The 13,222-nt window shown below is 34.5% G+C and carries 19 protein-coding genes and 1 pseudogene; 14 read left to right on the top strand and 6 right to left on the bottom strand.

Going from position 1 to position 13,222, the window contains the following annotated elements; translation table 11 throughout:
- Positions 1-254 precede the first annotated feature (254 nt).
- Positions 255-1,193 (bottom strand): helix-turn-helix transcriptional regulator, encoded by a 939-nt coding sequence (locus tag AB9L17_RS14125; protein WP_375199278.1) that lies wholly within the window; start codon positions 1,191-1,193, stop codon positions 255-257.
- Positions 1,194-1,304: 111 nt separating this feature from the next.
- Here AB9L17_RS14125 and AB9L17_RS14120 point away from each other — a divergent pair, with 111 nt between their 5' ends.
- The 8 genes and pseudogenes from AB9L17_RS14120 to AB9L17_RS14085 all read left to right on the top strand — a co-directional run bounded on the left by AB9L17_RS14120 (position 1,305) and on the right by AB9L17_RS14085 (position 6,603).
- The gene (locus tag AB9L17_RS14120; RefSeq protein WP_375199277.1) at positions 1,305-1,754 is read left to right on the top strand and encodes a VOC family protein; all 450 of its coding nucleotides are present in this window, start codon (positions 1,305-1,307) and stop codon (positions 1,752-1,754) included.
- A gap of 331 nt (positions 1,755-2,085) precedes the next feature.
- Complete coding sequence (locus AB9L17_RS14115; RefSeq protein ID WP_375199276.1) at positions 2,086-2,805, top strand: metallophosphoesterase family protein; 720 nt, start codon at positions 2,086-2,088, stop codon at positions 2,803-2,805.
- Between the two features lie 351 nt (positions 2,806-3,156).
- Positions 3,157-3,627: an inner membrane protein YiaA gene (gene yiaA, locus AB9L17_RS14110; RefSeq protein ID WP_068984589.1), complete on the top strand. Its 471-nt coding sequence runs from the start codon at positions 3,157-3,159 to the stop codon at positions 3,625-3,627.
- 3 nt (positions 3,628-3,630) lie between these two features.
- Positions 3,631-3,696: pseudogene (locus tag AB9L17_RS14105) on the top strand (DUF4256 domain-containing protein); the annotation flags it as partial.
- Positions 3,697-4,239: 543 nt separating this feature from the next.
- On the top strand, positions 4,240-4,881 hold the full coding sequence (locus AB9L17_RS14100; protein WP_139114420.1) for a copper amine oxidase N-terminal domain-containing protein: 642 nt from the start codon (positions 4,240-4,242) through the stop codon (positions 4,879-4,881).
- 11 nt (positions 4,882-4,892) lie between these two features.
- Entirely contained in the window at positions 4,893-5,135 is a 243-nt protein-coding gene (locus AB9L17_RS14095; protein ID WP_068984588.1) for a hypothetical protein, read from the top strand.
- A gap of 13 nt (positions 5,136-5,148) precedes the next feature.
- A complete protein-coding gene (locus AB9L17_RS14090; RefSeq protein WP_223556510.1) occupies positions 5,149-6,048 on the top strand; it encodes an FAD:protein FMN transferase in 900 nt (299 codons plus the stop codon).
- Positions 6,049-6,603, top strand: a complete 555-nt coding sequence (locus AB9L17_RS14085) for a ferric reductase-like transmembrane domain-containing protein (RefSeq protein WP_223556508.1) — start codon at positions 6,049-6,051, stop codon at positions 6,601-6,603.
- A 54-nt stretch (positions 6,604-6,657) separates the two neighbouring features.
- Here the strand turns inward: AB9L17_RS14085 and AB9L17_RS14080 are convergent, their stop codons facing one another.
- Positions 6,658-7,893, bottom strand: coding sequence for a sensor histidine kinase (locus AB9L17_RS14080; protein WP_375199275.1), 1,236 nt, complete (start codon positions 7,891-7,893; stop codon positions 6,658-6,660).
- The gene (locus AB9L17_RS14075; RefSeq protein ID WP_068984585.1) at positions 7,893-8,564 is read right to left on the bottom strand and encodes a response regulator transcription factor; all 672 of its coding nucleotides are present in this window, start codon (positions 8,562-8,564) and stop codon (positions 7,893-7,895) included. The genes AB9L17_RS14080 and AB9L17_RS14075 overlap by 1 nt, the downstream gene beginning before the upstream one ends.
- A gap of 166 nt (positions 8,565-8,730) precedes the next feature.
- Between AB9L17_RS14075 and AB9L17_RS14070 the strand changes: the two genes are divergently transcribed.
- From AB9L17_RS14070 to AB9L17_RS14050, 5 genes are all read left to right on the top strand, one after another.
- A complete protein-coding gene (locus AB9L17_RS14070; protein WP_068984584.1) occupies positions 8,731-9,042 on the top strand; it encodes an antibiotic biosynthesis monooxygenase family protein in 312 nt (103 codons plus the stop codon).
- 38 nt (positions 9,043-9,080) lie between these two features.
- Positions 9,081-9,407, top strand: a complete 327-nt coding sequence (locus AB9L17_RS14065) for a hypothetical protein (RefSeq protein ID WP_223556504.1) — start codon at positions 9,081-9,083, stop codon at positions 9,405-9,407.
- Positions 9,362-9,916 carry a CbrC family protein gene (locus AB9L17_RS14060; RefSeq protein WP_223556502.1) on the top strand — a complete coding sequence of 185 codons (555 nt, stop codon included), beginning with the start codon at positions 9,362-9,364 and terminating at the stop codon, positions 9,914-9,916. The genes AB9L17_RS14065 and AB9L17_RS14060 overlap by 46 nt, the downstream gene beginning before the upstream one ends.
- Before the next feature lie 252 nt (positions 9,917-10,168).
- Positions 10,169-10,486: a PadR family transcriptional regulator gene (locus AB9L17_RS14055; RefSeq protein WP_223556500.1), complete on the top strand. Its 318-nt coding sequence runs from the start codon at positions 10,169-10,171 to the stop codon at positions 10,484-10,486.
- Entirely contained in the window at positions 10,486-11,031 is a 546-nt protein-coding gene (locus AB9L17_RS14050; RefSeq protein ID WP_223556498.1) for a DUF2812 domain-containing protein, read from the top strand. Before AB9L17_RS14055 ends, AB9L17_RS14050 begins: the two co-directional genes overlap by 1 nt.
- A gap of 149 nt (positions 11,032-11,180) precedes the next feature.
- Here AB9L17_RS14050 and AB9L17_RS14045 read toward each other — a convergent pair whose 3' ends face one another.
- From AB9L17_RS14045 to crcB (AB9L17_RS14035), 3 genes are read right to left on the bottom strand one after another with little or no spacing between them, the layout of a single operon-like run.
- On the bottom strand, positions 11,181-11,528 hold the full coding sequence (locus tag AB9L17_RS14045) for a hypothetical protein (protein ID WP_223556496.1): 348 nt from the start codon (positions 11,526-11,528) through the stop codon (positions 11,181-11,183).
- Between the two features lie 21 nt (positions 11,529-11,549).
- Positions 11,550-11,879 carry a fluoride efflux transporter CrcB gene (crcB, locus tag AB9L17_RS14040; protein ID WP_223556494.1) on the bottom strand — a complete coding sequence of 110 codons (330 nt, stop codon included), beginning with the start codon at positions 11,877-11,879 and terminating at the stop codon, positions 11,550-11,552.
- A complete protein-coding gene (gene crcB, locus AB9L17_RS14035; protein ID WP_375199274.1) occupies positions 11,876-12,238 on the bottom strand; it encodes a fluoride efflux transporter CrcB in 363 nt (120 codons plus the stop codon). The genes crcB (AB9L17_RS14040) and crcB (AB9L17_RS14035) overlap by 4 nt, the downstream gene beginning before the upstream one ends.
- 699 nt (positions 12,239-12,937) lie before the next feature.
- On the opposite strand from crcB (AB9L17_RS14035), the gene AB9L17_RS14030 reads away from it, so the two are divergent.
- Positions 12,938-13,069, top strand: a complete 132-nt coding sequence (locus tag AB9L17_RS14030) for a hypothetical protein (protein ID WP_375199273.1) — start codon at positions 12,938-12,940, stop codon at positions 13,067-13,069.
- The last annotated feature ends 153 nt before the right edge of the window (positions 13,070-13,222 follow it).

Here is a 13,222-nt window from a genome sequence, read left to right as displayed (position 1 = left end):
GGAGTGGTGCAGGTGAAGAAGAAAAAATTGGTCTTATTTTAGTTCTATTATTGGCAGGTTTTATAACAAATGGCGTAGTCGTACAATCTTGCTTCATTGATTATTCAACTTCTTTCAGCAAATGTTTGCTGTTTCTATTGGTGTGCCGGAGCTTGCGGGTCCATTTATCTTTCGTTTGGCTCCTTTTCTGTCTTCCATAGTTTTTTTTAGCAACCTGAGGGCAAACTTTTTTATATTGTGATCCGCAAGCTGATTTATAATTTTTGATAGTGATTGAAAAGGTTTTGTATGGCATCTTGGATAACATGCTTTAATGAATCAGGCTTCACTGTTAGAACATGATGACCGTATTTCAGAAAGTAATTAGCAATAAATTCCTCTTCTCGAGGATTATAAAATCCCTTCACGACTGTTTTACTACCAATTTCTAATTTCATAGAAGGGTAATGTTCTTTATAAAAAATATCCTTTGCCTGTGCTGAAATCTCAACTTCAAAGTCAATACTCTCCTCCGATTTATAAATTTCTAATGACCGACGAATAAGATGATCAATAGAAAAGTGTGAGTTGATATCTTGTTCTTCTAAAGAGGTTATTTTATCACATCTGAAAACTCGATGTTTATTCGTATTGAACTCTATTCCAGTAGCATACCATTGACCAAATCTAGCAGAAATTTTGAAAAATTGAACATGGTAATTTTTGTGCTCGTTATTTTTCAAATACTGAATCTTACAGGTGCTTTCATTAAGAACGCTTTTTAAAATTTTATCTAAAAATTGACTTACATGATTATGCTGATTTACTTCAAATTGTAGAACTTTTTTCATCTTGTGAATTTGCTGTATTTGATTTTTAGACAGACAGTTTTCAAATTTTTCATTTAGTTTAGTAACACTTAAATGGAATGGAGTTGATTGATATGATTCTAGCGTTAGCATGGCAAAGTACAAAGCATATACTTCATCAATCGTAAAGATAATGGGGGATAGTAATCGATTTTTTAAAAGACCATAACGTCCATGCCTGCCATGTTCAGTAAAAATAGGCATACCTAATTGTTCTAATGAACTAATATCACGTAGAGCTGTACTTTTGGAAATATTGTATTTAGCCATTAGGTCACTTAAATTAAAGTACTCCCGATTATTTAAGTATCTAATCATGTCATTTATTCTTTCTGATTTCTTCATACAAATCTCCTTAAAGGTGTCATGTTTTGATACCTTTACATCTTAAAATAAGATCAAGGTAATATCAATCGAGAAGGTATCTACCGAAATTATTTATAAAGGAGATTTAATATGAGTACAACACTAGAAGTAGCCATTTTCCTATCCATGAACGGAAAAGCTAGAGAAGCGGTCTATTTTTACAAAAAGCATTTTAATGCAGAGGAATTATTAGTCGTTACTTATGAGGACATGGCCAAACGCGATAGCTCGCTGCAGCTTACAGAACAGAATAAAAATCATATTTCTCACTCCGTTTTATCCATTGGAAGAACAAAAGTAATGTTGGCAGAAGATACTATGGATGTTAGAGAAAAATATGTAGTGGGAAATAACACTTCACTGTGTATTCAAAGTGCGGACTTAGAAGAGATCAGACATTTTTATAGAAGTCTGACAGCAGATAAGAGAGTAAGAATTATTGTTCCGTTAGCTACTAATCTTTTTAGCAAAGCATACGGAATAATTGAAGACCCGTTTGGTATTCAAATACAATTAATGTTTGATGATAGATTGCACTAATATTATGGTACATTGTTCATTTTTAGAATGCAGTTTCACGGTGTCATTTATGAGAGATTGCATCATAGCCCGCTTATTGAATAGAATCACTCGCATTCTTTAAACAACTTTACTTTTTAAAACGACTTTTTTGTAAGGGTATAAGTGCGAAAAATGACAAAGTACATTAAAGGGGGTTCTGTGCTTTTTCATTATGTTAAAGACGCACTTCAGAAATATGTACGTCTTTTTTTCGGTCCATCTAGTTTTTAAAGGGATTAAAAGGCATTTTGTCGAATAACATGGAGAAACAACTATAGGGAATAGATGGAATTTATGAGGGGGAAGCTTTGTGACGAAAATTGCAATTATTTCTGATATCCACGGGAATAAAACGGCATTAGAAGCAGTTTTAAAAGACATTCGATTAAGAAAGATTGAAAGAATTTTTTGTTTAGGAGATTTAATCGGCAAAGGTCCCCGAGGATCTGAATGTATAGAACTCATCCAAAAGAACTGCGAAAGAGTAGTTCGAGGTAACTGGGACGTATTTATTCAATCACCTACTGATAATGAATTTATACAGTGGTTCAAAGATAGATTAACAGAAAAAGATTATCAGTATCTAAGTTTGTTACCATTCAATATTGATCTTGAATTAAACGGACAATTAATTAGATTTTTCCATGCTTCTCCAAGAAGTGAATTTGAACGTATCTCGGTTAGACATCCAATTGAAAAGCGTTTATCGATGTTTGAGAATAGTGAAATAACAAATTCACTCCATTACAATAAACTTCCTGATATTGTATTCTACGGCGACATACATACAACTTTTTTACAGACATATAAAAAGGGTATTCTGTGTAACGTTGGCAGTGTCGGGAATTCACTTGACTTAACTTCAGCTTCATATGCAATCTTAGATGGAACACATTCAAACAATGCCATTCAATTTATTAGAGTAGATTATGACAGGCAGGTTGAGCTTATGATCGCAGAAGAGTTGGGTTTGCCTCAATTAGATAAATATTATGATGAAATTATGTTAGCAAATTATCGAAACGCTTAGAGCCGTTTTTATTCAATAATCGGGCGTGATTGTTGAGTAACTCAGGCAGAAAATGATTAAACGATGGCTAACGGGTAACCGATTTCTAGCGTTGATCGGAACACATTTTCATATAAAAGGAGGAAACCAATTATTAAGGGAAAAGTCTTGTGTCTTTAATGACCTCAAGACTTTTTGTTCAACTTAATGACAGGATAGTGTAGCAAGTCATGAGTCTAGAAATCCTGAATGGAAAATAATAATAAAGTTATATATTATTTGCAAGTGATTTCTATATAATAGATGTAGGTGCACTACAGTGTCTCTAGTGCCCCATTTTTATTAGATGAAAAGATGGAGGCGGAAGATTGAATGACCAATGAAAATGAAGTTTTGTTAGATAAAGGAAAACGAAATGAATTAAAAGTGAAAGAAGAAAGAAAAGAGGGAGAACCGACTCAAGCCTTCAAAGGGGCATCGTGGGCAGCGTTATTAGTAGGTGTTTCGTCTTATCTTATAGGTTTGTTTAATGCAAATATGCTATTGAACGAAAAAGGATTTTACTTTGCAGTTTTAGTATTCGGACTCTATTCGGCGATATCTTTACAAAAAGCAGTTAGAGATAAAGATGAGGGAATACCAGTTACGAGTATTTATTATGGTATTAGTTGGTTCGCACTAATTGTATCTATTTCATTAATTGCCATCGGTTTATACAATGCAGGGAGTATTGTTTTAAGCGAAAAAGGATTTTATGGTATGGCATTTGTTCTTAGTTTATTTGCAGCTATAACGGTTCAAAAGAATATAAGAGATACACAGAGAGCAAGAGAAAAAGATTGAGTTATGTACCACAACGGAGCAGAATCCTATTATGCTGCAAGGGGTTTCCGTGGCTCACTAAGGGTCTAAATTGTTGCATTGACAGCTACATTTAAATTTGAGAACGGATCACCTGCGAAAAGGCTTCAATTCATTCTTAGCTGAATAAGGCTCATTTAATTAACCAAACTTTTTTATAAACATCTCATACTTAGTTAGAAAAATTAACTCCATTTTGATCAATCTTTTTTCAAAATGGAGTTTTTGTATTTGGTGATAAATAAACTTGGGGCTGTACTCAGGTCCAAATTAGTAGATAGCTATTTTTATTTATCTTGATTTTCATAATATGCTTCATCCGCATATGTCTGGTCTGTTCCTTTAAGATTAGCACCAAAAGATACCCACAGAAATTGCTTCATATTTAAAGAAAAGCGGCCCAATTAATAACAAAGTTGATCAGAAATAAGAGAAAATCCAAAGAATAATAAACTGATAAACCAAGCTATTGCTAGGTGCAGAGAAATCTGTCCATAGGAATGGCTTTTTGTATGACTAAATTTGTTTGAAAAATTCAGTCTCCTTTCATTTTTAAAACCTAAAATGAAGTCAAAGGAACGAGGTGTGTTGTAGATGAAGATGAAAAAAATTGGTCTTATTTTAGTTCTAGTATTGGCAGGTGTTATATCAAATGGCGTAGTCATATATGCAGATGATGATGAACATGAATATAAAGAACATGAAGAGTATGAAGACTACGATGATGACGATTACGAGCACGATGAGGAATATTATGATGAGGATGAAGAAGGGGAAGAAACTTACTATTTTCAAGATGCGGTAAGTGAAAAGGGTACTTGGAATATTTGGACACGAACAGTTGTCGCAGATAAAGACGTATTACCTTTCACGAACTCTCAAAAGGTCACATTAAAGGTAGAAGGTACGAATAAGGAGCAGAACTTTTCGGTGATACCAAAAGACGGAGAATTTTTTGTGCCGGGAAAAACAGTAGCACAGGTTTTAGGAGCAAAGGCGATCTTTTACAAAGAAAGTAAAATTTTAGCTATCCAATATCAAGCGAATGAATTACTTTTCCGTGCTGGTACAAACGTTGTCTATGATAATAACGTGAAAACACCATCTCCAGCACAAGCATTTTATGTAAATGAAGAATTATATGTACCTATTAGTGCAATAACGAACGGCTTAGGCTATTTAGCGGAATGGCAAGAAAGTAATCAAACGTTTGTATGCCAGCCAATTACGAATTAGGAGGAAGCGTTATGAAAGATCCGAAAAAGGCAAAGTGGGTATTAGGAGCGTCAGGGATACTTTTATCTGCAGCGATCATCACCCAAATTAACAGCCCAACACAAGCCGAAACAACACGCACAAATAATAGTCAGGATGTAGATCAGGACAATATGACAAAAAGAGAAAAAGAGCTAGTACAGCTTGATTGGACGAACTTTGAAATGACAAGTCAACCCGCTGTTAAAAGCGAGCGAAAAACGAAAAGAACTTAATGGAGTTGGTCGTGTGGATACACTCACTTTACAAATAATGAATACAGAATTTTATATAGCTATGCCAAGAGGTGTGCATATCACATGGAAAGAAAAAGCAGAGAAATGGCTACAATACGTAGCAAAAGAGTGGTCAAGGTTTCAACCAAACAACGAATTATCACAACTTAATGATTTGAAAATGGGAGAAACGCTACACATTAGTTCATTATTATATGAATGTTTAGTGCAAGCAGATCATTATTATCAACTTTCTAATGGTTTATTTTCACCATATCTTAAATTGCAATTAGAACAGCATGGCTACAATCAATCTTTCCCGTTTTTAACAGCTAAAAGCAAGTCATTTCAAAACAAATCTCTAGTTACAGTTCAACCATTTCAATTTCTAGGTGATGGGCAAGTAATGAAGATGGCACAGCAGGAAATTGATTTAGGCGGGTTTGCCAAAGGGTTTGCCATTGAAAAAATGGCTAATTGGCTTGAGCATGAGGTATCTTCTGATTTCGGACTAATAGACGGAGGAGGGGATATGAAAATGTGGTCTTCTGGAGAAAAGACTTGGACAATCGGTGTTGCAGATGCATGGAATATCGACAAGGAAATTAGCTCAATTAAGATAAAAACAGGTGCCATTGCTACATCCAATCAAGTTTATCGAAGTTGGATACAAGGAACAAAGAAGAAGCATCATTTATTGAACGGACAAACAGGTGAAATCGCAAATACAGAAGTATTACAGGCTTCAGTCGTAACGTCCTCTTTATGTGATGCAGAGGTTGGTGCAAAACTTTGCTTCCTTATGAAGGAAGATGAGCTGCAGCAATGGTTCGAAAAAAATTGTCGGCAAAGTGCCCGCTTTATTGTGAAAGAAGGGCAAACAGCAAGTTGGAGGATGACAGGAGTGAAATAAATGCTAATAAGTACATGGGAATGGATTCGATTATTAGGGTTTTTAGCGTATTTTTACTTTACAATTTCTATTATTTTTGGTTTATTGAGAAAATCATCATTTGTAAAATCACATAAGAATTTAATTTATCATATACATCAAAATGCGGGATGGCTCGGGTTAGTCACTGTGATAGGGCATATGTTAGTGCTTTTAATTGATCACTATAAGCCGTATAGTTTAGTTGAGGCGTTAGTCCCTTTCTCGGCAGAATATGAGTCTATACCATCGGCACTTGGAACAATAGCATTCTATTTATTTCTAATGGTAATCATGACATCGGATTTATGGATGCGAACGATGAATCGCTCCTTATGGAAAAAACTTCACTTTCTTGTGTTACCAGCATGGGTATTATCACTTGCCCATGGAGTACTTATTGGAACTGATTCAGAAAATGCTTTCGTTATCATGTTATATGTAGCTTCTGGAGCGGTTACCTTGTTAATACTGATGGCAAGAACAATAAGCAAGCTCAAGAATAAAGGAAATATTTCAACATCGCACAATCATTAAAGAGAATCGGGGCTGCCCTAAAAAGCCCCGATTCTTTTATGATGATCAATAAAGTTAACTAGGAAGTTCAATATGAAATGTAGTGCCTTTACCTACTTTACTTGTTGCATAAATTTTTCCGTCATGCTGCTCTACTATTGCTTTTGCTATGGCAAGACCTAAACCAGTTCCATTTCGTTGACGAGCGGAGTCACTCCGGTAAAATCGCTCAAACACTAAAGGCAATTCCTGTACAGTCATACCAATTCCACTATCAGCAACAGTAATTTTTACAAAGCCTTGATTTTTTAAAAGTGTAAGTGTGATTTTTCCACTATTTGTATATCTTATCGCATTATCTAATAATATATAAAGCAGCTCTTGTATTTTTGAAGGATCTCCAAGTAGCTCGATGTTCTCTTGAATTTCAGAGGAAAACTGTATGTCAGGAGGCATAATCTTTTGAAATTTCGAGCTTATTTTATTGAGTAAAGTAGATAATGGTATTATTTCTTTATGAATGGAAGCCTGATGCTGATCGTGTCTCGCTAAGAACAGCAGTTTTTCTATGAGATCTTTCATTATTTCAGCTTCATCTTTTAAATCCGCAATTAATTCTTTTCCAAAGGGGCTTAACTGTTTTGCTTCCTCAACTTCTAAAATTTCAAGTGAACTATAAAAAATACTGAGTGGTGTTCGTAATTCATGGGAGGCATCGGATACAAACTTTTTTTGTTTATCGAAAGACCATTGAATAGGTATCATCGCTTTACCTGCCATATAATAGCTCAGAAGTCCGATTAAGACTGTCGAGATACAAGTTAATAGTATTAGTAAATACTTTGCATTTTTGAAAAAGTGATGCTGTGACGTTACTGATTTACCAACGAAAATATACCCGACTACTGTATCGTTGTCTACAATTGGCTTTTTTAGAAGAAGAAAATGCTCTTCTTGCCATTCATAATGTTTTATAAGTTCTTCACTTGGGTCGCTATTGCCAAATACTTTTTCAATCTGTTTCTTCAGCCCTTTGTAAGATTCGTCGCCATGAACAAACTGATGATCCTTTGTGTAAATATAGTAAAAAAAATTGCGATTAGGATTATAATTTAAAGTTTTTGTGTTTGCATAGACGTGTTCAAAAAAATCGTGCTCTTGCTTACCATAAAAGTCTTCTAATTCGTTTATTTGTTGATTTTCCATTAATTTAACGAGTGAAAAGTATAGAACAATAACGAATAATGAAAATAATAAAAAGTAAAGCGTTGCATACAAAAAGGATAATTTTTTTCTCGTTTTATGAAACATTAGTTTTCCCTCAGTTTGTAGCCAATACCTCTGATATTTTGAATACGTGATTTGGATTGACCATCATCAATTTTTTTTCGCACAAGCTTCACTAAAGCATCTAGGGAATTATTTGAAACATCATAATCGTAGCCCCATATATAAATACAAATCTGTTCCCTTGTAAGTACACGACCCTTATTGATAAATAAATATTCTAAAAGTAAAAATTCATTTTTAGTTAGGTCAATTTCTTCATTATTGTACAAAAATACTCGGGAATCTATATTTAGTTGTAAATGATTTATTTGGATAACCTGTTCAATTACTTTATCTTTTCGGCGTAGTAATGCGCGAACTCTTGCTAACAGTTCCTCTATTTTAAATGGCTTTACTATGTAATCATCTGCACCACTATCAAGCCCCCTAATGATGTCTTCTGTGTCGTCTTTTGCTGTTAGCATTAAAATACTACCATTGAATCCAGTGTCTCTTAACTGCTGACATACATCAATTCCACTAAGCTGCGGCATCATCCAATCTAAAATAACAAGATCATATTTTTCTGTAAGAGTATGGTCTAACGCATCCTGCCCATTTCCCGCCTCTGTCACATTGTGAAATTCTTTCTTTAAAATATGAACGATATTTCTTCTCAGTCGTACATCATCTTCTGCTAATAATATTTTCAAGGCAGCTTCCTCCTGTTTACTATATTCAGCTAAATATACGCATAAATAATGAAATGAAACTGAAAAAGTTCCATTCACTATCAATAAATGATGTATTCCATATTTCGATTTTCTTACAAGTATTTATCGTTTACAATAATACATAAAGAGGTGGGGGTAAATAGCTATGGAAACATATTATGCCGTAATTTTCACATCACAAAGAACAGATAAGGATGGAGAGGGCTATGCCAAAATGGCAGAAGTAATGGATGAACTAGCACAAAAACAGCCTGGTTTTCTCCGTGTAGAAAGTGCTAGAAGTGTTGAAGGGAAGGGGATTACTGTATCCTATTGGGAATCACTAGAGGCAATCCAGGCTTGGAAAGAGAATTCAAAACATCTAGTTGCACAGCAATTTGGCAAAGAAAAATGGTATACACAATATAACGTGGAAATTTGTAAAGTCATAAAAGATTATTCTTTTACAATGAATTAAATTGAGGAACGTCAAATCCTTCTAGAGGGAGTTAATATATGACTACATCTATTTTAGAAGAATGGCATGAACAAAGGAAAAATTTCAATCCTTCAAATCCAGATAGAATTAATCAAATGCATGAGTTCAAGGGAAAATTGAAACTTGAAGAACAAACGGAGGAAAATCTAAGGATACTTGTAGACGTCTACTGCATGCTTAGAATGTATGCTGATGCTTATAAAATTTTCACTTCAGTTATGGATTTAGGGAACAAGAAAGATCGGAAAAAACTCGGATCAATAAAATATTACATAGATAATCCGAATTTTGTGAAGCCTTGTATCCTTGTAAAATTAGAGAGGATCAAACAACTAAAACGGTAATACCTGAATTTAAATATTTACCAAATCCATTGCAATCCAAAATCTTTGAAGCAGAAGCAGTTGTTACCTGTGATTGCTGTGAACAGGAAGTAGATGTTTATTATACTGGGGGTATTTACGCTATTGAAGAGGTTGAATATCTCTGTCCTACATGTATACATATTGGTGCAGCTGCTAAAAAATACGACGGTACTTTCCAGCAAGATCTAATAAACGATAAGAATGTTGTAAATGCAAATTTTACTGAGGAAGTTATGTGTAGAACGCCAGGTTTTGTTAGTTGGCAAGGTAATAATTGGATGGCTCATTGCTCAGATTATTGTGCATTTATTGGCTATGTTGGCTGGAGTGAGTTAGTGGAGCTAGGCATTACAGATCAATTTGAGAATTATACTGGATTTTCTAATGAAGAGTTGTCAGAATCCCTCATGAATAATGGGCATCATCAAGGGTATTTATTTCAATGTTTGGAATGTGGTCTCTATGTCCTTTATTCTGATTTTAGTTAAATGAATATATTATTAAAGCGGGAGATGACTTTCTGTTGTTAGATTAAAACACGAGAAAAGAAACGGTCAGATATCAGCTACGTTGAATCGTCCAGTTCGTGAAAATTAAAGAGCGTTATAATTATCCCCTCCAAAGCTAGGTGGGGATTTTTAATATTTTGGAGTAAATGCTTTAAAGAGTTGCTTGATATATCATAAAATGATATATTGTTTTATGATATATCATTTTATGATATGTTGGAGGTGTAGGCAATGAAATCATTAGAGCAGTTAACAGATTCTGTTTTTTATATTATGGCGGCCTTAACGGAGCCTCGACATGGCTATGCTGTCATGAGTTTAATAGAGGAGACGACAAAGGGTACTTTTGTAGTTGGACCAGCATCCCTTTATACAATTATAAAAAAACTAGTAGCAGAACAGCTTATTCAGCTACACGATGATTCAGATTCTCGTAGAAAAGTCTATGTCTTAACGGATAAAGGTCGAGAAATATTACATGAAGATATTGAAAGAAGAAAGGTCATGATTCATTTAGCAGAGCAGGGATTACAAAGGGGGAATATATAGTGCTTGATAAGAGATATATGATATCAGATGGTTTAGCTTTTTTTGAGGAACGCGATATGAAAAAATTAAGTAAAAAAGCGGCAAAGGGCTGGCATCTAAAAAGATTTCGATTTGCATGCTATGAGCTAGAGAAAGGCGATTCAGAAGAAGTAATTTACAATATCGACTATCGTAAATTACGAGCTACTGAAGAAGAGGAGTATTTTGAACTTTTTGCTTACGGTGGCTGGACACATGTTTGTTCAAGTACTGATATGCATATTTTTAAAGCCGCTCCAGGCACTACACCTATTTATAGTGATGCTGAATCTTCTTTAGATAAATTAAATCGTCTTGCGAAGCCTGTTAATTTAGTAGCATCGGTTGCTCTTGCTATCACTATATTTTTATGGATATTTATGACATTTACCTCTGGGACAATTCAATACATTGCACAGCAAGGACTTACATATTCATTTATTTTTACAGTTCCAGCCGTGATGACTTCTTGTGGGGTCTACTATCATATGTGGAAAAACCTACGATTAAGGTCCAAATATGAATGAAGAAAGAACGGTTCCTAGAGGAAACCAGTGTTTCTTCTAATAAATAAAAGTGGGTAAAAATGTTAATTAACACACCTGATAAAATAAGAAAATCGACTGTAATATCAATCGGAAATATAAGGAGGCGCCCTTGAGAAATCAAGAGGCGTCTAAAACATTTGTGGTAAAAATTCATTCATAAAACGTTGATTTTTACGTAGCCATATCTTCAAAATCATACGATGCGTGAGAAGTCGTTGTCTTTTATGTGGTCTAGCCTTTGCCTCTATTAAACTTTGTAGCAGAATACATGTTTCTGTTGGCAATGCTTGAGGCTCAACGAGGACGTCAAGCTTGTAATCAATTAACTGAGCAGCCTGAACCTTTGCCAGTAATTGTGCAAAGCGAGTATTCATTTCTGGAAAGTTTTCTTCTAATTCTAGGTCGATTAATCTATATAATGTTTGTTCAATTTCAGCTTCGAGTGCTTGTAATTGTTCGATTGATGGTTGTGTCAAATAATCACCTCATAAATGCTGTTATACGAGTAGAAAACCAAGAGTTGCGAAAAGTATACCGAATAAAACTGTAGTGAATATATAAACAATTACTTGTCTCCATTTTTTCTGTTCTAAGAGCTGCAAGCATTCAAAACCGAATGTTGAAAATGTTGTATAGGCTCCTAAAAAACCAATCCCTATAAAATGCCAAAGCCAATCACTTAGCTGTAAAGCAAATAGTAAGCCCAGTGCAAAAGAACCCGTTATATTAATCAAAAACGTTGCCCATGGATATGTATGGGCAAGCCATTTTCCTAAATAAAACCTGGCTAATGCACCCAAAAATCCACCAATTCCAACCATGATCATACGATGCGCCCCTTTGCTAGTTTAAATCCTAGCCATGCACAAGCTAAACCGCCAAAAACACTCACTAACGTATAAAGTACAGCTTGTAGCCATTTACTATCTTGCAAAAGTAATAATGTTTCTAGAGAAAATGTAGAAAAGGTTGTAAAGGCACCAAAAAAGCCAGTACCAATTCCTAAAACAACAGGTGTACGTGTTGTAAAAGTAGTAAAAAGCCATGCTAAACAAAAGCAGCCAATTAAGTTTATACAAAGTGTTGTAAATGGAAAACTTCCTGTATTTGGGAGTGTAATACTAAGGCTATATCGACAGATGGCGCCCAAAAATCCGCCAATCCCAACAGCTAAAAATGATTTCAAATTTAAGACTCCTTACTAAATTGTCTATATAGAAAAGTGTATCATGAGAAATGAATTTTAGATATATTTCGATCGTTATATGAATCCAAATATTTCAAAGGATGTAGTGGCATTTTTAGAGTTTGGGTCGGTCCCTATTACGTGCTACAAACTAAGTGTAATAATTATCTTGATAAAGTGTTTAGCAACCTCTTTTTAGAGTTTACAGAGTAGCTCCGGTGCATGTCATATTGACTGCCATAAACCCCTTCAACTATACGAATATTCTGCCACGTAATTCGCAATTATTGTCCCCATTTCATAGTTTGATATGTATATAACTTATAAAAGGGAGGGGTGATTATGATCTCATGTTCCACCGTCTACTAAATATCCGTTAACGGAAAACCCGTGTACGGTTATACCGGAAGCGGAAAACCCGTCAACGGAAAACCCGATAACGGAAAATCCACCACTACTAATTAATAAATTACTAATTAATAAATTACTAAAAATAATGATGATGATAAGAAGGGCGGTACTTGGAAACATAATAAAATCTGAAGAAATAATTTAGTGAAGCACATGAATTGGCATAGATAGAGAGCGACAACATTTGGAACTAAAAGGGAATAATAATTTATCAGGACAAGTAATCGTTCTTAGTAACAGTAAAATGCAAGTCAATTCATTAGGGAAGACAAAAGGGCGGAAATGAAAGTGACAAATACAAATTGGAATCCCGATTCACCAGCTTTGAAAATTAAAACAGAAAATTTTATTGTACAAGCTGCTTCACATCTGAAGGATTTACAAAATGGGACAATGACAACTGATCGTTTGGCAGGGTAGTATATTACGTTTCAACAAATTCGGATTAAACAAGTACGTGTGCCAGACTTTGTATTATGCATAGTATTATGAAATATAGAATACAAGTCCTTTTCCTTCAACAATGGTTTTAGAATTGTACTTGCGAATGTCGTTAAAATAACTGTATAGATA

This window comes from Lysinibacillus sp. RS11 (assembly GCF_042019215.1).
Classification (GTDB): Bacteria; Bacillota; Bacilli; order Bacillales_A; family Planococcaceae; genus Lysinibacillus; species Lysinibacillus xylanilyticus_A.
The sequence above is the reverse complement of the archived record's forward strand: the minus strand, read 5'-3'. Positions and strand labels throughout refer to the sequence as shown.